The sequence below is a fragment of the Shewanella sp. SM20 genome, assembly GCF_025654545.1.
Classification (GTDB): domain Bacteria; phylum Pseudomonadota; class Gammaproteobacteria; order Enterobacterales; family Shewanellaceae; genus Shewanella; species Shewanella oncorhynchi.
Genome location: NZ_JAKKRK010000018.1, coordinates 1 through 23522, shown reverse-complemented (window position 1 = coordinate 23522; position 23522 = coordinate 1). Strand labels below are relative to the sequence as shown.

22 protein-coding genes and 1 pseudogene are annotated in these 23522 nt (G+C 46.3%); 10 read left to right on the top strand and 13 right to left on the bottom strand.

The annotated features are described in order from the left end of the window. Positions 1-25: 25 nt before the first annotated feature. Positions 26-1222 carry a serine hydrolase domain-containing protein gene (locus L5M18_RS09415; protein ID WP_263196692.1) on the bottom strand — a complete coding sequence of 399 codons (1197 nt, stop codon included), beginning with the start codon at positions 1220-1222 and terminating at the stop codon, positions 26-28. A gap of 355 nt (positions 1223-1577) precedes the next feature. Here L5M18_RS09415 and L5M18_RS09410 point away from each other — a divergent pair, with 355 nt between their 5' ends. Continuing rightward, a complete protein-coding gene (locus L5M18_RS09410) occupies positions 1578-1970 on the top strand; it encodes a hypothetical protein (protein WP_263196690.1) in 393 nt (130 codons plus the stop codon). 99 nt (positions 1971-2069) lie between these two features. Here the strand turns inward: L5M18_RS09410 and nqrF are convergent, their stop codons facing one another. From nqrF to L5M18_RS09380, 6 genes are all read right to left on the bottom strand, one after another. After that, the gene (gene nqrF / locus L5M18_RS09405; RefSeq protein ID WP_105250115.1) at positions 2070-3287 is read right to left on the bottom strand and encodes an NADH:ubiquinone reductase (Na(+)-transporting) subunit F; all 1218 of its coding nucleotides are present in this window, start codon (positions 3285-3287) and stop codon (positions 2070-2072) included. A 77-nt stretch (positions 3288-3364) separates the two neighbouring features. Further along, positions 3365-3973, bottom strand: coding sequence for an NADH:ubiquinone reductase (Na(+)-transporting) subunit E (gene nqrE / locus L5M18_RS09400; protein WP_105250116.1), 609 nt, complete (start codon positions 3971-3973; stop codon positions 3365-3367). A gap of 9 nt (positions 3974-3982) precedes the next feature. Continuing rightward, positions 3983-4603, bottom strand: coding sequence for an NADH:ubiquinone reductase (Na(+)-transporting) subunit D (locus L5M18_RS09395; protein WP_028761892.1), 621 nt, complete (start codon positions 4601-4603; stop codon positions 3983-3985). Beyond that, on the bottom strand, positions 4600-5406 hold the full coding sequence (locus L5M18_RS09390) for a Na(+)-translocating NADH-quinone reductase subunit C (protein WP_131523704.1): 807 nt from the start codon (positions 5404-5406) through the stop codon (positions 4600-4602). The genes L5M18_RS09395 and L5M18_RS09390 overlap by 4 nt, the downstream gene beginning before the upstream one ends. Further along, complete coding sequence (locus tag L5M18_RS09385; protein WP_028759366.1) at positions 5396-6628, bottom strand: NADH:ubiquinone reductase (Na(+)-transporting) subunit B; 1233 nt, start codon at positions 6626-6628, stop codon at positions 5396-5398. Before L5M18_RS09385 ends, L5M18_RS09390 begins: the two co-directional genes overlap by 11 nt. Continuing rightward, positions 6628-8001 (bottom strand): Na(+)-translocating NADH-quinone reductase subunit A, encoded by a 1374-nt coding sequence (locus L5M18_RS09380; RefSeq protein ID WP_105250119.1) that lies wholly within the window; start codon positions 7999-8001, stop codon positions 6628-6630. The genes L5M18_RS09385 and L5M18_RS09380 overlap by 1 nt, the downstream gene beginning before the upstream one ends. 454 nt (positions 8002-8455) lie before the next feature. Here L5M18_RS09380 and L5M18_RS09375 point away from each other — a divergent pair, with 454 nt between their 5' ends. From L5M18_RS09375 to L5M18_RS09365, 3 genes are all read left to right on the top strand, one after another. Beyond that, positions 8456-9496 carry an NADP(H)-dependent aldo-keto reductase gene (locus L5M18_RS09375; RefSeq protein WP_263196688.1) on the top strand — a complete coding sequence of 347 codons (1041 nt, stop codon included), beginning with the start codon at positions 8456-8458 and terminating at the stop codon, positions 9494-9496. Positions 9497-9848: 352 nt separating this feature from the next. Continuing rightward, positions 9849-10622, top strand: coding sequence for an outer membrane protein OmpV (ompV, locus tag L5M18_RS09370; protein ID WP_168824821.1), 774 nt, complete (start codon positions 9849-9851; stop codon positions 10620-10622). Positions 10623-10643: 21 nt separating this feature from the next. Beyond that, entirely contained in the window at positions 10644-11102 is a 459-nt protein-coding gene (locus tag L5M18_RS09365) for a CC0125/CC1285 family lipoprotein (protein WP_219234438.1), read from the top strand. A 261-nt stretch (positions 11103-11363) separates the two neighbouring features. On the opposite strand, the gene L5M18_RS09360 is transcribed toward L5M18_RS09365, so the two are convergent. The 5 genes from L5M18_RS09360 to L5M18_RS09340 all read right to left on the bottom strand — a co-directional run bounded on the left by L5M18_RS09360 (position 11364) and on the right by L5M18_RS09340 (position 16578). Next, positions 11364-12656 (bottom strand): ATP-binding protein, encoded by a 1293-nt coding sequence (locus tag L5M18_RS09360; RefSeq protein WP_263163808.1) that lies wholly within the window; start codon positions 12654-12656, stop codon positions 11364-11366. Further along, positions 12653-13357 (bottom strand): response regulator transcription factor, encoded by a 705-nt coding sequence (locus L5M18_RS09355; RefSeq protein WP_105250123.1) that lies wholly within the window; start codon positions 13355-13357, stop codon positions 12653-12655. The genes L5M18_RS09360 and L5M18_RS09355 overlap by 4 nt, the downstream gene beginning before the upstream one ends. 1 nt (position 13358) lies before the next feature. Next, complete coding sequence (locus L5M18_RS09350) at positions 13359-13748, bottom strand: DUF3019 domain-containing protein (RefSeq protein WP_173497302.1); 390 nt, start codon at positions 13746-13748, stop codon at positions 13359-13361. A gap of 9 nt (positions 13749-13757) precedes the next feature. After that, entirely contained in the window at positions 13758-14597 is an 840-nt protein-coding gene (locus L5M18_RS09345; RefSeq protein ID WP_173497927.1) for a MipA/OmpV family protein, read from the bottom strand. A 280-nt stretch (positions 14598-14877) separates the two neighbouring features. Next, entirely contained in the window at positions 14878-16578 is a 1701-nt protein-coding gene (locus L5M18_RS09340; RefSeq protein WP_263196683.1) for a methyl-accepting chemotaxis protein, read from the bottom strand. 347 nt (positions 16579-16925) lie between these two features. On the opposite strand from L5M18_RS09340, the gene L5M18_RS09335 reads away from it, so the two are divergent. The 4 genes from L5M18_RS09335 to L5M18_RS09320 all read left to right on the top strand — a co-directional run bounded on the left by L5M18_RS09335 (position 16926) and on the right by L5M18_RS09320 (position 21390). Further along, positions 16926-18275, top strand: coding sequence for a cysteine desulfurase (locus L5M18_RS09335; protein WP_131523710.1), 1350 nt, complete (start codon positions 16926-16928; stop codon positions 18273-18275). Positions 18276-18344: 69 nt separating this feature from the next. Further along, a complete protein-coding gene (locus tag L5M18_RS09330) occupies positions 18345-18791 on the top strand; it encodes a SufE family protein (protein WP_173246655.1) in 447 nt (148 codons plus the stop codon). A 176-nt stretch (positions 18792-18967) separates the two neighbouring features. Then, positions 18968-20134, top strand: coding sequence for a dipeptidase (locus L5M18_RS09325; RefSeq protein WP_263196681.1), 1167 nt, complete (start codon positions 18968-18970; stop codon positions 20132-20134). Positions 20135-20217: 83 nt separating this feature from the next. Further along, positions 20218-21390, top strand: a complete 1173-nt coding sequence (locus tag L5M18_RS09320) for an AAA family ATPase (RefSeq protein ID WP_263196679.1) — start codon at positions 20218-20220, stop codon at positions 21388-21390. A gap of 19 nt (positions 21391-21409) precedes the next feature. On the opposite strand, the gene L5M18_RS09315 is transcribed toward L5M18_RS09320, so the two are convergent. Then, positions 21410-21727: a cupin domain-containing protein gene (locus L5M18_RS09315; RefSeq protein ID WP_263196678.1), complete on the bottom strand. Its 318-nt coding sequence runs from the start codon at positions 21725-21727 to the stop codon at positions 21410-21412. A 180-nt stretch (positions 21728-21907) separates the two neighbouring features. Between L5M18_RS09315 and L5M18_RS09310 the strand changes: the two are divergent. Then, positions 21908-23278, top strand: a pseudogene (locus L5M18_RS09310) (toxin-antitoxin system YwqK family antitoxin); the annotation flags it as partial. 83 nt (positions 23279-23361) lie between these two features. Beyond that, on the top strand, positions 23362-23522 hold a 161-nt coding region (locus tag L5M18_RS09305), incomplete at its 3' end, for a transposase domain-containing protein (protein ID WP_263196282.1).

Here is a 23522-nt window from a genome sequence, read left to right as displayed (position 1 = left end):
CTATTAGCCAACATAATGGAGAGACTTAAGGCTTAACATTAGACGCTTTAACAAGCAGTAACTGGCTACGAATGATTTGACGTATCTGATTATGCAGTTCAAATACTCGAGCGCGATCATTAAGATTTAGCGATAGATTTTCCAGCATCACCAGATCCAAATTAAATTCGGGATAATGCAGTGTCATCGACATATAACCAGATAAATAGCCCGTGTGACTGTATTCGACGAGGCCATCGTCCTTATTGATCCTCACCCCATAGCCATAGCGCATATTCGGCCATAAGAATTGGATCTCGGTATACGCCATAGTCATACGTTGATAACTCTCTGCGCTCATCAACTTGCCAGAATGTAATAGATGCTGAAAGGCGGCATAAGCTGGCGCTGAAGCAATTAATCCCCCTGCGGGCAACAAAGCTTCATCAAGCACTAAGTCAGCAGGGGCAATCACCTCGCTTTCCTGTAAACCTACGGCGAGTGAAGGCACTTTGGCGTGAATCGCCTCAATACTGCCAAGCTCAGCACTCAAGCCATTAAGCTGGTATCGCGTTGCAAACTGCGCTACTTGCTTGGCAAAGGATTGCTGATTTATCTTTTCAAGCACTTGACCTAAAAGCGAATAACCTAAGTTGGAATATTCAAATTGGCTCCCGGGCTCGAATCGATTGGGCTTACCCAGTTTATCGACACCCGATGTATGAGTCAGCAGTTGATGCAGCGTAATCCGCGCGTCATAACGACTGGGGTTCAAAACACTCGTATTTGTGGCCGCTTCAGTGGCTTTTAGCCCCCTAGCTTCCACGTCAAGATCGCCAAAAAGGTAATGATTTAGCGTTTGATTTAAATCGAGTTTCCCCGTATCAAGTGCCTGCAACACTAGCGTTGCGGTAATTTGTTTAGAGAGCGATGCCATTACAAAGCGCGAATCTTGACTAATACCTTCGCCCTTTTGCAGTTCAAGCTGCGGCTTGCCCTGCTCAAGCAGGATAACACTGCCACTAAATGGCTGCGGCGAATCCTTTATCGCGGCTTGGATTAAGGTCTTAATCTCCGCCACCTTCGATACTGAAGATGCGGTTTGGCTTTCAACGGCAATAGAGTTAATGCCTTGCCCGATTTGCTCTTGTTCAGCACCTGTTTCTAATAACAGACCAAAACTATTGGCACTTAGGAATAATAAAAAACCAGTCAACAGGGTACTGATAACACTCAAACGCATGGGTTATCCTTAACGTAATTGGCCAATGGCCAGATTTGAAAGCGGCAAGCATATCACAAGTTTTTTTAGTGTTGCTGTGTTTGAAATTTGGAATGACAGTCTGGACTGAGCCTTTAAAAGTGAATGGAGTTGACCAGTACAGACTGATAACTAGGAGGCGACTTTATGCTTTTCAAACTTCGTTTGATTGTTTTTAAATGCAAAGTCATTCACAAATATTGACACCCACTCGGCACCTATCCTTAAAGCGATCTCAATCACTATTCACTTGAACGTAAGCCGAAAGCAGATTATGTTGTTGATTTTAAATGACTGGTAAAATTGTCGATTTGATTATCTGTTCTAAGGAGAGAGCATGTTCTTTACATTACTGCTTATTACATTTGCACTATCTATAACCGTTTCATTTCTAGTTGTTTCGATTTTCAAAAGACCACTAGGAGAAATATTTTCTCGAATAATTCAAGATTCAATCAGTGCCGCTTGGCAAAAATATATTATTTTTGCCACATACGTTGTGGGTATTTCTGGTGGAGTTAGAATTTATGATTTAGAACGCTACATTACCGCTCGACATAAAGATGTTGAAATTCTACAGCTAACTCTAGAACGTTGGACTATTGAGATCTATCGGACAATTATTGAAACTTTGCAAAGTATCGCATGGATGTATCTTATCGTATTTATATTTGCCCTTATCGCATATGTCATTGTTAGAGGCTTTGAACTTAAAAACGCTAACAAGTAATAAACAAAACTCGCGTTAAGTTGCCTTAACGCGAGTTTTTAGTTTCAAGCTTTAACCGCTAATTGAAGCTCTGATTAAGTTCTAGCTTAAGTTTAACGGCTAATCACCAAAGTCATCGAGTAGGATGTTTTCTGGTTCAACGCCTAGACTTTCAAGCATCTTAATCACTGAAGAGTTCATGATTGGAGGACCACACATGTAGTACTCGCAGTCTTCTGGTGCCTTATGATTTTTAAGATAATTCTCATAAATCACATTATGAATAAAGCCAGTGTAGCCAGTCCAATTATCCTCAGGCAATGGCTCAGATAACGCCACATGCCAAACGAAGTTGTCATTCTCGGCCGCTAGAGCATCGAAATCCGCTTGATAAAACACTTCACGGGTCGAACGAGCACCGTACCAGAAGCTCATTTTACGTGTGGTTTTCTTACTCTTAAGCTGATCGAAAATGTGTGAACGCATAGGTGCCATGCCGGCACCGCCACCGATAAACACCATTTCCGCATCGGTTTCCTTCACAAAGAACTCACCGAATGGCCCTGAAATGGTCACTGTATCGCCCGCTTTCAGGTTGAAGATGTAAGATGACATCTTGCCCGCTGGCACATTGGCCGATGGCGGCGTCGCAATCCGCACGTTCAGCATAATGCGGCCCTTTTCATCGGGATAGTTGGCCATAGAGTAAGCGCGCAACACTTCTTCATTAACGGTAGAGACAATGTCAAACAGGCCGTATTTGTCCCAATCGCCACGGTATTTTTCAGGAATATCAAAGTCAGCGTATTTCACCACATGGGCTGGTGCTTCAATTTGAATATAACCCCCCGCTTTAAAGCGAACATCTTCACCTTCGGGTAACTCAAGCAATAGCTCTTTGATAAAAGTTGCCTTGTTATCATTAGAGATCACCTGACATTGCCACTTCTTCACCCCAAAGATTTCTTCGTCGAGCTCAAGTTCCATATCGGTTTTCACTGAGACTTGGCAGGCGAGACGACAACCTTCTTTAGCCTCTTTCTTGGTGATATGGCCCATTTCAGTCGGCAGAATGTCACCGCCGCCCGATTTGATTTTCACTCGGCACTGACCACAGGTTCCGCCGCCACCACAGGCAGACGGAATAAAAATACTCTGACTCGCCAAAGCGCCGAGTAACTTGTCACCCGCGGCAACTTGAATGCTTTTTTCGGCATCTTCGTTGATGCTGATCGTCACTTCACCCGTAGCCACTAATTTCTTTTTGGCGATTAGAATCACTATCACCAATAGACAGACCACTAGCGTGAACATGCCTATGCCAATTGCCATTTCCATCGTATTACCCTTTTCTAGCTCTTTTCTAAAAAGAATCTGGTTTCACTTTCTCAATTCTTGGCTCGCCCACTGTAGCGTTACAGCGAGATCCCTGAGAAAGACATAAAGCCCAGCGCCATCAAGCCTGTAGTAATAAAGGTGATACCAATACCTTGTAAGCCTTCGGGAATCGCGTTGAATTTCATTCTTTCGCGCAGTCCCGCCAGCAGTACAATCGCCACCGCCCAACCAAGACCCGAGCCCATCGCAAACACCACTGACTCACCGAAGTTGTAATCACGGTTCGCCATAAAGATCACCCCTGCAAAAATCGCGCAGTTCACTGTGAGCAAAGGTAAGAAGATCCCAAGGGAGTCATACAGGCTAGGAATGTACTTATCCAAAAACATTTCAAGGATTTGCACTAACGCCGCAATCACACCAATGAAAGTGATCAGTTGCAGGTAACTTAAATCGATACCGGGTAATCCCGCCCAAGACAGTGCGCCAGGTGCGAGCACTTTGACGTAAATCAGCTGGTTTAACGGCACGGCTAAGGTCATCACCACAATCACGGCAACGCCTAAACCAAAGGCGGTTGACACCTTTTTAGACACGGCCAAGAAAGTACACATGCCCAAGAAGAACGACAGCGCCATGTTGTCGATAAAAGTGGCCTGCAAAAATAGATTTATATAGTGTTCCATATCTGCTCCTTAACCCCGTTTCCGCTGGATCACATTGATAGTCCAGATCAACACACCAATCAGGAAGAAGGCGCTCGGTGGTAACTTGAACATCTCATTTGGCAAGTACCAGCCGCCATTTTCGATGGTGGTGAACACAGGGTGACCGAATAAATTACCCGTCCCTAACAGCTCGCGTACAAAGGCGACACTGATCAAAATCAAGCCATAACCTGTCGCATTACCGAGCGCATCGACGACCGCTAAATGCGGTGGATACTTCATGGCGAAAGCTTCTGCACGGCCCATGATGATACAGTTAGTGATAATTAACCCAACGAATACAGAAAGTTGCTTAGATAACTCATAGGCTACATCCTGCAGAACCATGTCGACGATAATCACCAAGGAGGCGATAACCGTCATCTGCGCGATAATCCGCACACTGGTCGGGATAAAGTTACGGATGGCAGAGATAATCAGGTTAGAAAACACCAACACAAAGGTCACTGCCAGTGTCATCACCACAGCGGTTTGCATTGAGTTACTGACCGCCAGTGCCGAACATACGCCCAGCACTTGCATTGCGACGGGGTTATTGGCAAACACTGGCCCCGTTAACATGTCACGCATGGATAAAGTGTTGCTCATTTTGCCTCTCCCAACTCACCTTGCAATTCACCCTGCGCTGCCGACGCTTTCAGCTGGTTGAAGAAGGTTTGAAAACCTTCAACGCCAAACCAAAACTCCATTGCGCGCTGCACGCCGCGGCCCGTCATGGTCGCGCCACTCACCGCATCCACACCGTGAAGATCGCCTTCTTTAACGCCACCCTTTACAAGACGTATCGCAAATTTGCCTTTTTCATCAAATAATTGCTTACCCTTCCACAACGATAACCAATGGGGATCGGTCACAAAGTCGCCGATACCAGGGGTTTCACCGTGCTCGTACACGACTAGCCCTTTAATGGTGTTGAAATCGGGTTCAACCGCCACATAACCGTAGATCATCGACCACAGACCTTTGCCATAGAAAGGCACAACCACGCTGTCTAACTTGCCGTTGGCATCGAGCACTTTAAACACGCGGGCATCGTTCGCACGGGTTTTAATCTTGGCGATATCTTTTTTCGGCGCACTTGAAGTCTCAGGATTAATTGCCGCCATACGCTCATCGAAATCGAGGACGTTAGCGTCTGAGTCCACCTTACCTGTGTCTAGGTTGATCAATAATGGCTTAACAGATTTAGCAAAAATCTCTCTAAACTCATTGCCCTGACCTAAGTTCACATCGGCGGCCATCAACACATAGCGCTGCACTTCGTCACGTTTTTTGGCGACTTTACGTTCTTTCAATATGCCTGCTGTGCCTGTGATCATAAAAGAGCACAGGAGGCAGAGCGTGATGGTGAAGATCATGGTCCCCACCACAGTATCTTTCTTAAATACCATGACGTTTTAATCTCCGTTTGATGTTGGCGCGGGCCACCAGATAATCGAACAGCGGCGCCCAAAGGTTGGCGAACAGAATGGCTAACATCACGCCCTCAGGCATTTTGGGGTTAGCGACACGGATAAGCACAGTCATAAAACCAATCAAAGCACCGTAGGCAAACTTGCCTTGGCGAGTGTACGAAGTGGTTACAGGATCGGTGGCCATAAACATCATTGCTAGCGCAAAACCGCCAGTGACCAGATGCCAAGTCCACGGCATTGCCATCATTTGATTGCTGCTAGAACCGATGTAATTACACAACGTTGCAGTCGCTATCATGCCCAGCAACACACCGAGCACAATGCGCCAATCCGCTAAGCGGCTGATCAGCAATAATGAACCGCCGATCAAAATCGCTAAGGTACTGGTTTCGCCAATCGCGCCCACGGTAAAGCCAAAAAAGTTGTTCCACCAGTTAGGATCGCTAAAGGCGCTAAACCAAGAGTAATCGGCAAAACTCAACTTGCCCGCTGCGGTTTGTGCCAGCGCTGTTGCACCAGAGAAACCATCAACGGCAACGAGCTGTTTAATGGTTGAAACTTCAGATGGATAGGCGAAGTAGATAAAAGCCAAGCCCGCCAGCGCAGGGTTAAGGAAGTTATATCCCATGCCACCAAATAGCTCTTTAGCCACGACCACACCAAAGGAAATCCCCATGGCCACCAGCCACAACGGTGTCGATACTGGCAAGATTAAGGTAAACAGCAGGGCCGTCACGAAGAAGCCTTCGTGCAACTCTTGACCACGAACCCGCGCAAACACCACTTCCCAAAACAAACTGGTGAGCAGCGCTGTCAGGTAAATCGGCAGATAAAAACTAAGACCATAGAGGAATAAACCTAATATCCCAGTATCTTGGCTAAGGCTGCCAAACAGGGTATTAAAGATTTCTAACTTCCAAATATCTGGGGTCGATAATCCGCCCGCGAGCGCAAGCTGTGCCTGTAGGCCAATGTTATATAGACCGAATAAAATGGCGGGCAGTAAACACAAACCGACTAGCGTCATGGTACGTTTCACGTCAATCGCGTCACGCACATGCACTTGGCCCTTAGTGCTACGACCATTGGCAATGACGAGTGAGCGCAAAAAGCCCTTCATCGACTTACCCGTTGCGTAGTACTCTTGTTGTAAATCAGAGGCGTCCTGTAAATCAGGTTTTTTCACTTGTTTGGTCATTAACCTTCCCTCTCAATAACATCTAGACAGGCACGTAATTCTTTACCAAAGTCATATTTGCCGGGACATACGAAGGTACACAGCGCCAGATCTTCTTCATCTAACTCCAATGCACCTAAGGCTTGCGCCTCGTCGGTATCACGCACCACTAAGTCTCGAACGAGTAAGGTGGGTAAAATATCCAGTGGCATCACGCGATCTAACTGACCAAAAGCCATCATGGCGCGAGCTGAACCGCCCTGATGAGTCGTAAACTCGAACAATTTAGTCGCACCAAACAGACGTGATGTTACGGCACGAGTGATGGAGAATTTGTCAGAACCACCGCGCACCCAAGGAAGAACATGGTGCTGTGAATCTTCGCTCAACACTGACACTTGGTTGTGGAATCGGCCTAAAAAGTCATGTACGCCCGCCGCGGTATGGCCAGATAACACAGATCCCGATACCACGCGGTTATGGCCAGGTTTGATTTCATCACTCACTAAGGCACTTAGCTCAGCGCCCAATTGAGTGCGCAGTAAACGCGGGTTCAGCACGCTCGGGCCACCTAAGGCGACGATGCGGTCGGTATACAACTCACCGGTTTGGAATAACTTGCCGTAGGCAATCACATCTTGATAACCGATATGCCATACCTGACGTTCTAAACTCACTGGCAAGGTAAAGTGAATATGAGTGCCCACTAAACCCGCAGGATGAACACCATCAAAGCGGCGCACCTCAAGTTGTGGTAATGCTTCTTTAACAATCGCTTCGCCCTTATCCTGGCACAGGTAAACCTTGCCTTCGGTTAAGCGGCTCAACACCAGCAAGCCAGCTTTAAAAGCCTCGGTTTGCTCGGCGATAATCAAACGGGGATCTGCGGCCAGTGGATTAGTATCGATAGCGGTGACGAAAATACCTGCTGGCGTGCTATCGAGCGCAGGCACGCGCGAGAAAGGCCGAGTACGCAGGGCAGTCCATAGACCACTCTTCACCAACTGGTCTTGAACGGTTGGTCGAGGGAGAGCGGCAATGTCTTGATGGATATCGAAAGAAATCTGCCCATCGCGGTTTTCACCGTCATCACAACGAATGACGACTGATTGTAGAATTCGACGCTCGCCGCGGTTAATCGCTACGACTTGGCCACTAGCAGGTGCAGTGAACAAGACTCCAGGCGTTTTTTTGTCTTCAAATAGGGCTTGGCCCTTTTGAACAAAATCACCCTCTTCGACCAACATCGTCGGCTTAAGCCCAACGAACTCTTCTCCCAGAACAGCCACTTGGGATGGCTTAGCACCGAGTTCAATGACCTGTCGCGGCTCACCAACAATCGGCAAGTCGAGGCCTTTTTTGATCGTTACAATTTGGTTTGAAAAATCTGCCATCACAAATATCAACCATGAAAAATTTTTAGATAAATTTAGGGTAGAGATTTGTTAACGCAGATTCCGATATTGGCGTCACATTCCGCTGCAAATTCGTAAGTTAGATACGTAAATTTACGCAATTTTGTGACGCAGATTCACATCCTTACTTACTGTAATCTGCAAATGTAGTTTTATAACAATTTATTCATAAATACGTCATTACTGATTTAGTAGTACCTAAGGTTTACAAAAATAAGCAAAAATCTCCATTTCAGTGCAGTAAAGCGCTAAAACCGTTAAAAGAGCAACTCAGCGAACAAACTTCAACCAATGGCATGCCTCAAAATGGGGCAGGATGGCTAAACTTGCTGGCTATTTTTAGCGCACTAACATTTCAACCTATGGTTTAACCTTTGCTTTACAGCAAAAGCTTGGTAGCCTCAAACTAAGAGAGTTTCCGTAGGAGAAATAGATGGAATACAGACGCATACCGCATTCTAATCTTGAGGTCAGTAAAATTTGTTTGGGCACTATGACTTGGGGCGAACAAAATACCCAAGTCGAAGCGTTTGCACAGCTGGACTACGCCATAGGCAATGGCATCAACTTTATCGATACGGCGGAAATGTATCCCGTACCACCTAAGCCGGAGACCCAAGGGGAAACCGAGCGTATCCTAGGGCAATATATTAAGGCCCGCGGTAACCGAGACGACTTAGTGATCGCCACTAAAATTGCCGCACCGGGGGGTAAAAGTGATTACATTCGCAAAAATATGGCGCTGGACTGGAACAACATCCACCAAGCGGTCGATGCGTCTTTAGCACGTCTCCAAATAGACACTATCGACCTTTATCAAATCCATTGGCCTGACCGTAATACCAATTTCTTTGGTGAACTGTTTTACGATCAACAAGAGCATGAGCATCAAACGCCGATCCTCGAGACCCTAGAAGCGCTAGCCGAAGTGATCCGCCAAGGTAAAGTGCGCTATATCGGGGTGTCGAACGAAACGCCTTGGGGCTTGATGAAGTACCTGCAACTCGCCGAAAAACATGGCTTGCCGCGTATTGTGAGTGTGCAAAATCCCTATAACTTGCTTAATCGCAGTTTCGAAGTCGGCATGAGCGAAATCAGTCACCGCGAAAACTTGCCATTACTGGCCTATTCACCACTGGCCTTTGGCGCCTTGACGGGAAAATATTGCAACGACCAATGGCCTGAAGGCGCGCGCCTGACCTTGTTTAAGCGTTTCGCCCGCTATACAGGTTCGCAAATGGCTCTGGAGGCAACAAAAGCCTATGTAGATTTGGCCCGCGAGTTCAAACTCACGCCCGCACAAATGGCGTTAGCTTTTGTTAACTCACGTAAGTTTGTCGGCTCCAATATCATAGGCGCCACCGACTTATATCAACTGAAAGAAAACATCGACAGTTTAAAAGTCACCTTATCGCCAGAGCTATTAGTGCGATTAAACCAACTGTCCGATCAATTTAGATTACCTTGTCCTTAGCCCCTAGGCTTAGTCGGCGAGGTGTTTGAATGACTACCAATAGCATCGGGTCAAATCCCCCTGATGCTATTGATTTCAAATAGCTTTAGAGGCATAACTTTTTACCTTTATATCACCTCATCACTGCCCCCTCTCCTCTATTCAATCAAAGCTATCTATGACCTAGTCTTGTTTATCTTATCCCTCCGGCTTAGCAAAAGGTCATTGTCTTCAGCTCCACGAGCTCACCAGCGCCAGACGATGCGAGAAGGCTGCGATACATGGTCTAGGTTACATTCGGATACAGAGTCCTTTTAAGAAGTGAAATATAGTGGCATCACAGTCACTAGACAGATGTCTTAAGGATCAAAAAATGAAAAAACTTTGCTTTGTAATCACAAGTGTTTTGATGTCAAGCCACGCTCTTGCTGAAAGCAATACCTACATTCGTAACGGTAATATCTATAGTCATCAAGATCAGTTCTTTGCTGGCGCAGGTGTTGCTACTGGTAGTCAGTTTTATAAGGGTCAAGATCACCAAACAGGTGCCTACCTCAATGGCGGCTACCACGGTGAAGACTTCAACGCCGATCTGTCCGGCATCAACTACCGCTTTTTAGGCACGAACGATAGTGCCGTTAATTTCAGTATCTTTGCCGTTGCCAATCCTGGCTTTGATGCCGATGATGCGGATATTTTAACGGGCATGAAGGATCGCAAGTTCAGTGGCGATCTGGGTTTAAACGCCGACATTCATTTAGGAAATGGCACGCTATCAACTAAATTCCAACACGATGTCACCAATATTTATGATGGTTTTCAGGCTGATATCACCTATTACCATCCAATAAATGTAGGCTTCGGTGATCTGGTGCCTTATGCAGGTGTGCACTACTTCAGTAAAGACTTCGCAAACTACTACACAGGTGTGACATCATCTGAAGCTACGGCGCAGCGTCCTGCCTATCAAGCCGACGGCACCTTTGCATATAAGCTAGGCTACGCTTTGGTTATTCCAGTCACTAAGCATTTAGATATTACTCAAGCCACTGGTTACTCGCACATAGGTGCCAACATGGCTGACTCTCCGCTAATAGACAGTAACAACCAGTGGGTTACTACCCTGGGCGTGAACTATAGCTTCTAAACAACCTGACGAGACAAGACCATGACACTTATCAGAAAAACGTTTTTATGTGCTGGATTAGCTCTGATGCTTTCAGCTTGTGCCACTTCCTACGATACCGAAAAGCAATTTTGGTCTTTCGGTAAAGGATTTGAAACCGCACAGATTGCACCCGATAGCTGGCAGATAAGCTTTGTTGGCAATACCAACACTGACCGCGCATTGGCCCGAAAGTACGTCATGCGTAAGTCAGCAGAGTTATGCAAACAAGCGGGTTATAACTACTTCACTTTTACTCACGAACAAACCGATCGTGATGCAATTGGCCAGTTTGGAGTAGGAGCGAGCGCGAGTAAGGATATCTTGTGGGGGAGTTCGACGATGAATCAAGAAACCTCTGTCATGGTCGAAGTCACAGGTTTACATAGCAAGCCAGAAAATGCGAATTCCCGCATCTATGAAACAGATTACATACTTAACAATGTCAATGTGAAAAGTTAATTGCTCATCAAAAATGCACCAGTCTAGATTCTCGTTAGGTATCAAGGCTGGTGCGTTTTATTTATAAATCCCCCCTGTTTAGCACCAATTCGTTAGGCACTCATTCGTATAGTGAATTGAGTCATTCCGCCTCTGTCTCTAAATCAACACAGCAGATTAGATGACGCAGATTTAGCCGCATTGCTCGCTTCAGCTCATGTTAAAGAAACAGACAAAAACGACTCAAACCTCGCATTACACCAATCGTATTAAACCCCAACTTTAAACTTCAGCCTTGAATTTTAGTGACATGCGAGCCCCACCCAAGTCAGGAGCACGGCCAATACGTAATGGGGAACCCATCCAACAACCAATTCTATCGACAATCGCCAGACCCATGCCATGACCGGAATTTCCGCGGCTATGCTGACCACGCACAAAAGGTTTAATCACTTGAGCAGATTCCTGTTCATCTATGCCAGGGCCATCATCGTCAACGTGTAACCACGCAATCCCATCTTCCGATGCCAACATCAGCCGGATATTGGCACGGCCAAAACGCAGCGCATTACTGAGCAAGTTATTCACCTGCATTGACAAGTACTTAGGATCTGTTTTGATGTTCAACGGTATTGGGCAGGTGATGAGTTCCACTGAAAACCCTGAGTATACTTGGCCTTGATACTTTTCCAGCAACCAAGTATTAAGCTCAATAGGTTGCCAATCAGGTTGGATATTCGCCTCATCGAGACGGGCATAGCTGAGCAGTGTCATGACCAACTCTTCCATAGTGTCCAGATCGCGGTTCAATCGCTGAAAATACTTCACCCTAAGTTGTTCGCTTTGGGTTTCTTCTAACGCCGCAATACCAAATCGCAGCCGCGCAATCGGAGTTTTTAAATCATGGGAAACTGCCCGACTAAGCAATTTATTGTCATCGATCAATTGCTGGATGCGATCTGCCATGCGATTGAATTCGCTTTCTATTGTGCCTATATAGGACGCTTTACTGACCACAATTCGCTGCTGTAATTCTCCCATACCAAATGCTTGAGTCACCTTACTGAGATTAACCAGTTGGCGGATTAAAGGAGACACCCACACCAATAAAATCACCACCACACCGCCATAAAAAAGCATGGTATACAGCTTATTCGCGTTAAAACTCACATCGGCTGGCGTCACTATCTGGGTATTGATATTCAGCACCTGACCCGTTTTAGGCAATAAATAGTGCAAAGAGATGCCATCATCGGACTCCAGCAGTAATGATTCCCCTGAATAAAACTCTGTTTTTAGGGCTGAAGGTAAGACAAAATCCGCTTCATTCACCAAAGACAATTGATCTGCATTTCGCTGATTCCAGTTGTCTATAAACGCATTATTAGGGGCGGGATCGTTATCTAACGTTTGCGCCAGTGAACCGCCCAGCAGTTTTAATGCCGCGAGGTGAGTTGCTGGGCTAGGCGTTTCATTATCAGGATCAATAAGTGTTGCAAACTCACTTATCGACCAGCCTAGGCTGGCAATGGCCACCAGCACGACCAGCACCAGAGAAGTCATTAACTTCTTCATAAAGCTTGCTCGGCCTCATCGCGGCAAAACAAATATCCCTTGCCACGAATGGTTTTGACTTTATAGGGCTGACTCAACGCTTCCTGCAACTTCTTGCGTAAGCGCGATATGCGAATATCCACCGAGCGGTCTAGGCCATCGTATTCAATGCCCCGCAGTTGAGCCACCAATTCATTGCGACTCACTATCGTGCCCGCCTTCAATGCCAGCAGCCACAAAACATCAAACTCATTGGCATTCAAATCCAGCGGCTGTTTATCAATGGTGACTGACTTTGCCGTCGCATTTAACACTAAAGAATCAAACACTAATTGCTGCTTTTGCTCCTCATCACTCACTCGGCGTAACAGGGCCTTTATCCGCGCTAACAGCACCTGTGGTCGAATCGGCTTAGTGAGGTAATCATCAGCACCGGCATCTAACCCGCGGATTTCATCGCCGTCCTCAACGCAAGCGGTCATAAATAAAATGGGCCCAGTATAAAATGCCCTGGCCTCCTTACACACATCGAAGCCATTCTTAACGGGCATCATCACGTCGAGTAGCACTAAGTCAGGCATCTCATCGGCTATCATCTCTAAGGCGAAGTCGCCTTGGCTGGCAACCGTCACCCCGTAACCGTGATCCAGTAAATAATCACTGATCCACTCTGCCAGTGAGGTATCGTCCTCTACGACTAAGATATGCTTTGCAACTGACATATTAGAATAACCTCCAACCAGACTGACTCTGTTTAGGGGCCTTATAAACCCATGTCACGACCACTTTAACTTGCGCGAGCGGTTGCACATCATCATTACGGATAAGACTAAAAGTCGCCGTTTTATCCCCTTCAAAACTATATTGATATTCTTGCAAAGCTTTGCCAGTCCAGCAGGTTAACTGGTGCTGACGGTCTGTCAGTATGAGGCAGTACTCGCCGCTCGCGGGTGTCTGCCATCGGAACAATACATCTTGATAGCAAGTTTGCCCTTTATGCAGTGCAATGCAGCGTTCTGGGGTTGCGGTAAAAATAACGGCATCATCCTGACTCCAAGCCAAAAAAGGCGCGCTCAGCATCACTACCGCTAACAATGGATTAAATCGGTTCATGCCCTCCTCCTAAAATACATAGCTAAGAGAAGCATTAAAATACGATGTATAACTCGCTTGATTGAAGGGACTGTCGGTCACTTCTTGGGATAACACATTGAAGCGATACATAGCCCGAAAGACAAAATTTTCACTCAGCGGATAAGCAACTCCTAACTCCATGCCGTAACTGAAAGAGCTATCCGGCCGATACTCAGGAAAGCGTTCAGTGGCTTCTTCCTTACTGATCCCAAAAAGATAGCGATTCAAGGTGGCAGATGAGTAACCTACGCTCCCCAATACGTGAAAATTCCAATTACGAACCTGCCAGGACTTACCCAATCTTGCAGAACTTTGAATACCTTGATCATCATAATAATCAGATACTAACCTATACTGAAAAACATAGTTATCGCCCCAATAACGTGTGGCACGAAAACCGGCACCAATATAGAGAGAATCTTCCGATAGTAGATAAGCATTGCGGCCAGCTTCATCCAGCGTACTGGGATCCACATCAGGACGGGACCATGAACCTTGCAAGTTAGCCAATAGCAGTTCTAATGACCAATCCTCTGAGCTCCAAAGATTAAATCCCAAATTAATGCCATCTTGAGATTGATGGATCATCTCAACAAACAGCCCTTTGTACTGGTACATGCCACTGACTAACAGCGACAACTGTGCAGAACCTGAATCCGTTTGCCGAACATCGACTTGATTAATTCCGTAAACACTCATGCCCAGCTCAAAATCACCGCCGTCTGCAAGGCGATTAGCTCCTCCAGTAACACTGCTCGCAATATCTGATGCTGCAGCGGTTCTAGGAAGAATGCTCAGCGTTAACACAAGAAGCCAAAGAATACGCATGCCCATTTAATTCACATTTTTAGTCGTTATTTAGCGCTACATATTACAACAGTTTGTTGCAAGTCACTGCACAACCAGTATCATTTTTACGGCAATTGTGTGTCGGATAACAAGAGAGACCTATATCCCAAACAACTTGAATCCTGCATCTTCAAATTGTTTGGGGATACACACACCTCACATTGAGTTAAGACACAAATGAGGCTCAAGCTAAGATGAAGTGGCGCAGTTAAGTTAACCGCTGTCAGTCGTTGGCACACTGAATTATGGGCAAATACATTTAAACAACTCGCACCTTAAACTGCTGCATCGTTTCCCTCAATGAATTCGCCTGCTTAGACAGTGACTCGCTGGCTTTCGCGGTTTCGTTAGCGCTGCTGAGTACCAATTCACCCGAATCACGAATCGCATTAATGCGCTCACTAATATCTTCGGCGGTCACGGCTTGCTCCTCACTGGCGGTCGCGACTTGAGTATTAGCCTGAGTCAGTTCAGTCAACGCATCTAAAATCTCAAATAAGTGTTGCTTGGCTTGATTAACGAGCAGTGATGACTCACTGATTTGCTTATCGTTATTGGCGAAGGATTCGACTGAAGATTTGGCATCTTTCACGAGTGTTTGGATAAGATCGCTGATCTCCTGCGTGGCCGTTTGACTGCGCGTTGCCAATGCCCGCACTTCTTCGGCAACGACAGCAAAACCACGACCTTGATCTCCCGCCCGTGCCGCTTCAATCGATGCATTCAAAGCTAATAAGTTCGTCTGCCCCGCAATCGCATCGACCACTGAAACAAAGTTGAGGATTTTTCCCGTACTTGCCTGAACCTGTTGAATAAGTTGATTTGAATACTGGGCGCTGGCAACCAACTGCTTCGAGATTTTTTCGCTCGCATCGACAACTTCACAACTTTCTTTCACTTTATGCTCGGCTTGTCCCGCTGAATACGAAGCGGTTTCTGCACTACTCGCCACTTCAGTAATCGTTGCTGCCATTTGGGTCATAGAGGCGGCGACTTGGTCAGTGTTATCCTGCTGCCTCAACATAGCCTCACGATTATTCTCGGCCACCGCATTAAGCTCAGTCACCATAGAGGCAATTTCTTCACTTCGAGCAATCACTTGGCCAACAGTTTTACTTAAGGTCCACGCCATTTGATTCATACTGACGGTAAGTTCGCCTAATTCATCCTTGGAATCGACACGTAACTCTTGGTTAAAGTTGCCCTTTTCCATCATGGCGGCAGAATTACGTAACCGATTGATAGATTTGACCATGTATTGACTGCAAGCGATGCCAATCAATAATCCTATGACTAAAGACACTATCGAAATAATCGTTAAGCCATAAATCGCCCTGAGTTCTTCTTCCTCAGTCACAGAAACCGCAGTTTGGGTCATTTGCTCTAAACGCTCAACGAATTGCCTCAGCTCAGTATTAAATTCGTTTTGCGCAATCTCTAAAGATTCAACCCGCTTAGCCAAGGCTGCAGGTTCTTCTTTTTGCTGTATTCCAGTAATCACAGTGGTAAGCAGGGCTTCATAATTACCAAAACGTTGAATAATAGTGCCAATCTCTTGATTTAACTGCTGAGTTTTTTCATGTAATTGCGGATTTTCAGCCTCTTTTAATGCCTCATTGAGCATAGACTGAGTCGAGAGTAACTCCTTGCTAATGTCTTCATTGTGCTTGATAACATCCGCAATAAAAGCCACTAAAATTTGCTGGCTCGATGCGGTTTCAATGTCCGCGGCACGAAACGCTTTTTCTAAAATGACAGAGCTTTCAAGCTGCTTAATGGTGACGTCAGTTGATAATCTCACTAACGGAAGATTCTCTTCTGCAATGGCTTGAATTTCCTCCGATACACGCTGCATCTTCAACAAACTAAATCCAGACAAAATCAAGATCAGCACTAACATCACCCCAACGAGGGCGATCATCTTATGTTTAATCCGTAAGTCTTTTAAAAGCTTCACCATAAAACTACTCTCCAGCAAAACACTGACAACGAAGGACGTCCAATTTAGGATAGTCGGAGTTTTAACTTTCGGTGGATGAATTAAGCGTAAAGTATTAGCTGAATTTAAAAGAAAAACTTAAACATTAGAAAAATCGCATCATAGCTAAGCTCAATGATGCGTTAGAGTCTAAAACCGTTTAAGGCGTGCGAAATATCTATTAGGCAACAGTTTGAACAGACCTTAGTGAAATTAGGCGTTCAATACCACTGTCCGATACCAACGCCTCAACAAACCGCTAAAACTTGCATTCACATGGCAGATCACAGAAGATCCCATGGCCTTTTTCATTGCCCTTAGCCTCGCCCATGACTCAACCTGCATCGCCTACGCCAAATACTGTGACTAACACAGCGACGAATACAATGGCTGACATTGAAACATCCCATGCCTCGGCGAATGCTATGCCTGATACCACAGTGACACTTGGCTCATCTGAAGCATATCAGCAAAATGCTCAGATTCGGTCGCAATTCCCAGCGTTAAATCAAATGCTTGATGGTTATCCCCTATGTTATCTCGACACAGCAGCCACCAGCCAGAAGCCGCAAATGGTGTTAGATGCCATGGCACAGTTTTACACCAACGACAATGCCAATGTGCACCGTGCAGCGCATCAGTTATCAGCGCGTTCGACCTTAAGCTATGAGAAAGTGCGCGATCAGTTGCAGCAATTTTTGAAGGCAAAACGCCGCGAAGAAATCATTTTTACCCACGGCACCACAGAATCAATCAACTTAGTCGCCTTTGGGCTGACTACCCAATTAAATGCTGGCGATGTGATATTAATCGACGCCGCCGCTCACCACGCCAATATCGTGCCTTGGCAGGAACTGGCGAAACGCACAGGGGCAATCATTAAACCAATCCCGCTCTGTCAGGATTGCCGCTTAGATATCAACGCCTATAAAACCTTGCTCGAGTTAAAGCCTAAAATCGTCGCCCTGTGCCATGTTTCCAACGCCCTAGGTACAGTCAATCCCGTGGCTCAGCTAGTGCAGTTAGCGAAAAAACAAGGTGCTATCACCTTAGTTGATGGCGCACAGGCAGTTGCGCATTTAACGTTGGATGTGACTGAAATCGATTGTGATTTTTACGTCTTCTCAGGGCATAAAATGTATGGTCCCACTGGTGTTGGCGTGCTTTACGGCCGTTTCGACGCGTTAGATAGTCTCGCGCCACTATTAACTGGCGGCGAGATGATTAAACGCGTGAGTTTTGAAGCGACAGAATTTGGCAACCTGCCGAATCGCTTAGAAGCGGGCACGCCGCCGATTGCTGAAGTCATAGGTTTGGGTGCGGCCATTACATTTTTACAAACCGAACTCATGCCGCAGGTTCAAGCTTATGAAGCTGAACTAGTTAACTATTTACAAAGCCAATTGCGCGCGCTCGGTGAAGTGCATTTATACGGCGCCTTTGATGACAATATCGGCGTCGTCGCCTTTAATCTTGCCGGTGAACATCACCAAGATGTAGGCATTTTGCTGGACCAACAAGGGGTTGCCGTTCGTTGTGGCCATCATTGTGCCATGCCATTAATGCAGAGCCTGAATCTTAAGGGCTGTTGCCGTGCCTCTATCGGTATCTACACCAATAAAGACGATATCGACCGCTTTATTGCCGCGTTAGCCTCGGTAAAAGACTTGCTGCTGTAATCCAGCATTTAGCCACTGCTCTACCCAACTCATACGATGCTCAAAATAAGTGAGACAGGATTTAGCCCTATGACAGATTCAATCATGCCTATGCCAAATGAGGCCGATTTTCACTATTTAGTGCAAGATGCCGAAACCTTACTGGCGCGTTTTACCAATGCACCTAACTGGCAGGAAAGATATCGCCAAATTATGTTGCTAGGGAAAGACTTACCAAGTTTAAGCCCTGAGCTTCGCATCGAGGCCGCTCAGGTCAAAGGCTGCGAGAGTGATGCGTGGATTTATCATCTAGAACAGGCTGGCAGGCACTATTATTTAGCCGACAGCGATGCCCGCATCGTTAAGGGATTGATCGGATTATTGCTTGGTGCCTGCCATGGCAAAAGTCGCGCTGAAATCCAAGCATTTGATCCTACAGCTTACTTCAAACAATTGGGCCTAGAAGGTCAGCTCAGCCCATCACGCACCAACGGCCTTAACTCACTGGCAAAAGCAATGGTTGAAGCCACTCGATAATCATAACCCGAGGGTTTTCATTTACTGCGACAAGCGATAATTGAAACCACTCGGCAACAACAAATAATCACAACTCTAGCTCAGGGGCAAAGGCCAAAAAAGGGATTTAATCAAAGACTTCTACGCCCTAAAAAGGTATAAAGAAGTTACATTTGCGTTATTGATAGGAACCGAGCATGCCCATCAAGGCAGTCAATCACTACCGTCGTACACTCCTTAAAGGTCTTGGCGCAGCAACTCTGTTAAGTCCACTCGCCAGTTTACCTAGCTTTGCCGCCCAACAAAGGCGGATATATGTCGATGGTTTATCTTTCCTACCCGATGACTTAAGTGATGTAACCGCCGCTAAGCTCGATGCCTATCTTTGCGATATTTCGGCTATTGAGACCATAGAACAAGCCGATGGCACTCAAAACTACAAACGCACTTATAAAGCTTGTATGGAAAGCATTAAGCAGGCCGCTAAACGGGTGAGCGATCATCCCGATATTTTGTTGCAAGGCCTGAGGGGACGAGATATTCAACGTGCCCGCGACAGCCAGCGCACTGCGGTATACTTTCAAATCCAAGGCGCAGATTGTGTCGAAGAAGACAGTGAAGCTAACCAGTGGGCGCGGGTAGATGAGTTTCATCAACAAGGGCTACGCGTACTGCAACTCACCCACCATTACGGCAATACCTTTGCCGGTGGCGCCTTAGATAATGATGCCAGTGGCGGACTCAATAAACCACTCACGGCCCACGGGCACGAGCTTATCGCCAAACTCAATCACGCCAATATCTTAGTCGATGTGAGTCACTCCAGCGCTCAAACCGCTTTAGATATCGCAAAAATCACTAAATCACCCATAGTGCAAAGCCACGGCGCAGCGCGCGGTATAGTAAACCATGCCCGTTGTTCCCCCGATGAAGTGATCCGCGCCATCGGCGATAGCGGCGGCGTATTCGGCGTATTTATGATGAGTTTCTGGCTTACCAATAATGCCGTGCCCACGATTGATGATTATATTCGACAACTGGAATACGTTATGCGTGTTGGTGGAGTGGACTGCGTGGCAATCGCTAATGACTTCCCGCTCCGAGGCCAAGAAAACCTACTGGCACTGGGTAATGACAACGCCAAAGGCATTAAAGAATATCAAGAATGGTGGTACAGCCTGAGGGCGAAAGGCGTGCTAGGTTTTGATGCAGAGCCCAGACATGTAGTGATCCCCGAGCTGAATCATATCGATCGCATGAGCCGTATCGACGATGCCTTAGCCAAGGCGCGCTTTAAATCTACTGACCGCGACCGTTTTATGGGTGGTAACTGGCAAAGAGTGCTCAACAAAGTGCTACTGTAAATGCCATTGTTTTATCGTCATGTTTAATTTACTTTGTCGATAAATTTACTGGCTTATCAGCTCATTTCAGTCTTGGATATTCTATGCTGACCACACTCGCTATTTTCAATTATCGCTCTCTGCGTGAAATCGTCTTGCCCCTAGGGCAACTCAATTTGATCACAGGGGCAAATGGCAGTGGTAAATCGAATCTATACAAGGCACTACGTTTACTCGCACAAACGGCGCAAGGCGGCGTTGTCAATGCTTTAGCCCAAGAAGGCGGACTCGACTCCAGCTTTTGGGCGGGACCAGAAAACCCCACCAAAAGTATGCTAGCGGGCGACACCGCCATTGAAGCCACCGTCAGGCAAGCGCCAAAACGCCTAAAGCTTGGATTTGCTGGCGAAGATTTTAGCTATCTTATTGAACTCGGTTTACCCAAACCCGACGCCACCACGCTGTTTGGCTTAGATCCACAAATCAAGCGCGAAGCCATTTGGAACGGGCCTAAGTATCGGCCCTCAACTGTATTGGTTGAGCGCCGTGGTCCTATGGTAAAGAGTCGCACTGCTGACGGACAAGGCTGGATAACCTTAGGCGCACACCTGCAAAACGGCGACAGTATTTTTACCGAACTTGCCGATCCAGAGCACTGCCCTGAAGTGCTAAAGCTTCGCGATAGTATCCGCGCATGGCGCTTTTACGATCACTTCAGAACCGATGCAGAAGCGCCTGCCCGTCGTCCACAATTAGGTACAGCCACGCCAGTATTGCACCACGATGGGCGCGACCTTGCATCAGCAATTCAAACCATTTTTGAGATAGGTGATAAAACGGCTTTTGATCATGCGGTCAGCGATGCGTTTCCCGGTGCTGAGGTTCGAATCGAACCTCAAGAGGGCGGCATTTTAGTGCTCGCATTTCATCAGCATGGTTTATTAAGGCCACTCAATGCCAGTGAATTGTCGGATGGCACCCTGCGCTATTTGCTGTTAATCGCCGCCCTACTGACCCCAAGACCGCCAGAGCTTATGGTGTTAAATGAGCCAGAAACTAGCCTACATCCCGACTTATTACCTGCGCTTGCACGCTTAATCGCTAAGGTATCGGAAGAGTGCCAGTTGTGGGTGGTTTCCCATGCAAATCGGCTTATTAATGCCTTAAGCCAATTTGAACACTGCAATACCTTGGCCTTAGACAAAACCTTAGGCCAAACGCAGATCCAAGGCCAAGACTTACTCAATACGCCCAGTTGGCTATGGCAGAATCGTTAACCTGTAGCCTTAACCCTCATCAATCGTAAAATACCGCGAGCCATAGGGTTTCTGAACTTATAGAAGTCGAAGCGACTCGATGTTTTTGATGTGGCGAAATCGTTAAATAGTCACCTGGAGTTAGCGTAACGGGTTCACCTTGTTCAAATTCAAGCGTCGCCTCGCCTTTGAGCAGCATCACCCATTCATGTTGAGTTTGATCGTACCATTGAGCTTCGAGCGTAGCTTGCCCATTGGAAACGATGCGTTCTACGGTCACAGTGTCATTACCCGCCAGTTTTTCAAACACTTCGGCCGATAAATCTGTGGGTAATTTTGCAAAAAAGTTATCAAGCATTTTGTCTTTATTCCTCTGCTTTTATTAATGTGCCACTCTGATTAAACGGTATTTTGAGCAATCAAGCATTGAGAAACGAATCCATAAACCGCTATGATATGCGCACAGAAATACTCAGTTGCCATGAGTATCCCTCAGATAAGCCTATCGTTTTACATATGGATATGGAGATTTCCCCCAATGTCGTTGTTTCGCGCACTCAAAGCCAAGTTATTTCCCTCAAACCAAACTAGCCGCGATCCAAAAGACATTCATCTTCAAACTGAATCACAAACACTCAGCCAAGAACAAGATTTAACGCAGGAGCCGTCAGTCGCTGCACCGCTATTCCAGCGCTACTTCAGCTTAAAAATCCATGCGACAAAGGCAGACGCAGCTTCTTGCGAAGAAAATGCCGACCACGGCTTAACTCTCTATCACTACGATACGCCCCAAGTCATAGAACTCTTGGGCTGGGAAAACGCCAATGAATGCTGCGAATTCCACCATACCGAATTCGACCGCCTCGAAATCAGCAATCAATTCCCTTTCCCCGAGCAGCACTTTTGGCTCGACAAGGTAAAAGTGTGCAGTATCACCCCCAAAAAGAACAGCCAAATAAAGGCGTTGTGGCAAGTTGAGCTTAACAATCTCGATGCATTATTGATAAGCCACTTTACCCTCGATGCTGACAATATAGTGCAAGGCGATATTCAAGATTACGCCAGCCTAACAGGCCAACTGCACCGCACTTTTCACCAACTCACTGCTGAAGATGGTGCGGGTATACTTAGAATCATCACCCAAAGCCCAGGGCTTACCCAAGCCGTCGATTCAAACTATTTTGGCGAACGTAATGGCGTGACCCGCCAATTTAATGCCCTAGGTACCCTGTTATTTGAAGGCAACTTTATTAATGATCAGCAACTTGGAACACAAACGTGGTATGACCATGAGGGCAAGATCAATCAAATAGAAGATCGCCATCCCCAAGGTCAATTTATTCAATACTTTTATGGCAATGGTCAGCTTAAAGAAACCGCCGAACAAGATAGCAATGGCTATTATATCAATACGTTAACTCGCTACTATGAATCTGGACAAATACAGCTGATCCGGCCCTTAGTGCAAGATGTTATCCACGGAATTGAAAAACAATATTACCCTGATGGTTCACTAGAAGCTGAAAGATATTACAACCAAGGCTATGAATATGAAGCCGTTTGGTATCATCCCAATGGAGCGATTAAACAAAAAGTGTTTAACGATGTGACGGGCAAAGTCATTGAAGAATTTTACGACTCAGGTAAGCCTGCATGGCGTGAACCCTTCAATACCGAAGGCCAATTACATGGCGAACATGTAAAATGGTATCCCAATGGTCAAATTGAAGAAAAAATCTATTTTGAGGATGGTAAAGAACAAGGCATGGCCCTTTGGTATCATGACAATGGTCAACTCGCCCTTGAGATCTATCTTGAAAAGGGACTCAGGGAAGGTCTATTTAGAAGCTATTATAAAAGTGGCGTGCTTTCGGCCGAAGGCCAATATAAAAATAACCTCTCGGTAGCCTAATGCCGATCAGTTAAGACAGATCGCTTGACGATCTCGCTGAAAAGATCAAAATCCGATGACCTCATGTCATCGGATTTTTTATGCAACTCTCAGAAGCACTCGCCCGTACTCATATTACCCGCCTAACCGAATTCACCTGCTTAGCAGATGTGTTAGAACCTGAGTTAATTCAATCTTGTCTAGACTCTCAGGGCGTTGCGACGTTAAGACGGCGTAAATTGCCGATGGACGCGATGATTTG

Coding starts and splice junctions, on each gene's coding strand:
- L5M18_RS09415 (WP_263196692.1), bottom strand. CDS start 1,222: ATGCGTTTGAGTGTTATCAGTACCCTGTTGACTGGTTTTTTATTATTC.
- L5M18_RS09410 (WP_263196690.1), top strand. CDS start 1,578: ATGTTCTTTACATTACTGCTTATTACATTTGCACTATCTATAACCGTT.
- nqrF (WP_105250115.1), bottom strand. CDS start 3,287: ATGGAAATGGCAATTGGCATAGGCATGTTCACGCTAGTGGTCTGTCTA.
- nqrE (WP_105250116.1), bottom strand. CDS start 3,973: ATGGAACACTATATAAATCTATTTTTGCAGGCCACTTTTATCGACAAC.
- L5M18_RS09395 (WP_028761892.1), bottom strand. CDS start 4,603: ATGAGCAACACTTTATCCATGCGTGACATGTTAACGGGGCCAGTGTTT.
- L5M18_RS09390 (WP_131523704.1), bottom strand. CDS start 5,406: ATGGTATTTAAGAAAGATACTGTGGTGGGGACCATGATCTTCACCATC.
- L5M18_RS09385 (WP_028759366.1), bottom strand. CDS start 6,628: ATGACCAAACAAGTGAAAAAACCTGATTTACAGGACGCCTCTGATTTA.
- L5M18_RS09380 (WP_105250119.1), bottom strand. CDS start 8,001: ATGGCAGATTTTTCAAACCAAATTGTAACGATCAAAAAAGGCCTCGAC.
- L5M18_RS09375 (WP_263196688.1), top strand. CDS start 8,456: ATGGAATACAGACGCATACCGCATTCTAATCTTGAGGTCAGTAAAATT.
- ompV (WP_168824821.1), top strand. CDS start 9,849: ATGAAAAAACTTTGCTTTGTAATCACAAGTGTTTTGATGTCAAGCCAC.
- L5M18_RS09365 (WP_219234438.1), top strand. CDS start 10,644: ATGACACTTATCAGAAAAACGTTTTTATGTGCTGGATTAGCTCTGATG.
- L5M18_RS09360 (WP_263163808.1), bottom strand. CDS start 12,656: ATGAAGAAGTTAATGACTTCTCTGGTGCTGGTCGTGCTGGTGGCCATT.
- L5M18_RS09355 (WP_105250123.1), bottom strand. CDS start 13,357: ATGTCAGTTGCAAAGCATATCTTAGTCGTAGAGGACGATACCTCACTG.
- L5M18_RS09350 (WP_173497302.1), bottom strand. CDS start 13,748: ATGAACCGATTTAATCCATTGTTAGCGGTAGTGATGCTGAGCGCGCCT.
- L5M18_RS09345 (WP_173497927.1), bottom strand. CDS start 14,597: ATGCGTATTCTTTGGCTTCTTGTGTTAACGCTGAGCATTCTTCCTAGA.
- L5M18_RS09340 (WP_263196683.1), bottom strand. CDS start 16,578: ATGGTGAAGCTTTTAAAAGACTTACGGATTAAACATAAGATGATCGCC.
- L5M18_RS09335 (WP_131523710.1), top strand. CDS start 16,926: ATGACTCAACCTGCATCGCCTACGCCAAATACTGTGACTAACACAGCG.
- L5M18_RS09330 (WP_173246655.1), top strand. CDS start 18,345: ATGACAGATTCAATCATGCCTATGCCAAATGAGGCCGATTTTCACTAT.
- L5M18_RS09325 (WP_263196681.1), top strand. CDS start 18,968: ATGCCCATCAAGGCAGTCAATCACTACCGTCGTACACTCCTTAAAGGT.
- L5M18_RS09320 (WP_263196679.1), top strand. CDS start 20,218: ATGCTGACCACACTCGCTATTTTCAATTATCGCTCTCTGCGTGAAATC.
- L5M18_RS09315 (WP_263196678.1), bottom strand. CDS start 21,727: ATGCTTGATAACTTTTTTGCAAAATTACCCACAGATTTATCGGCCGAA.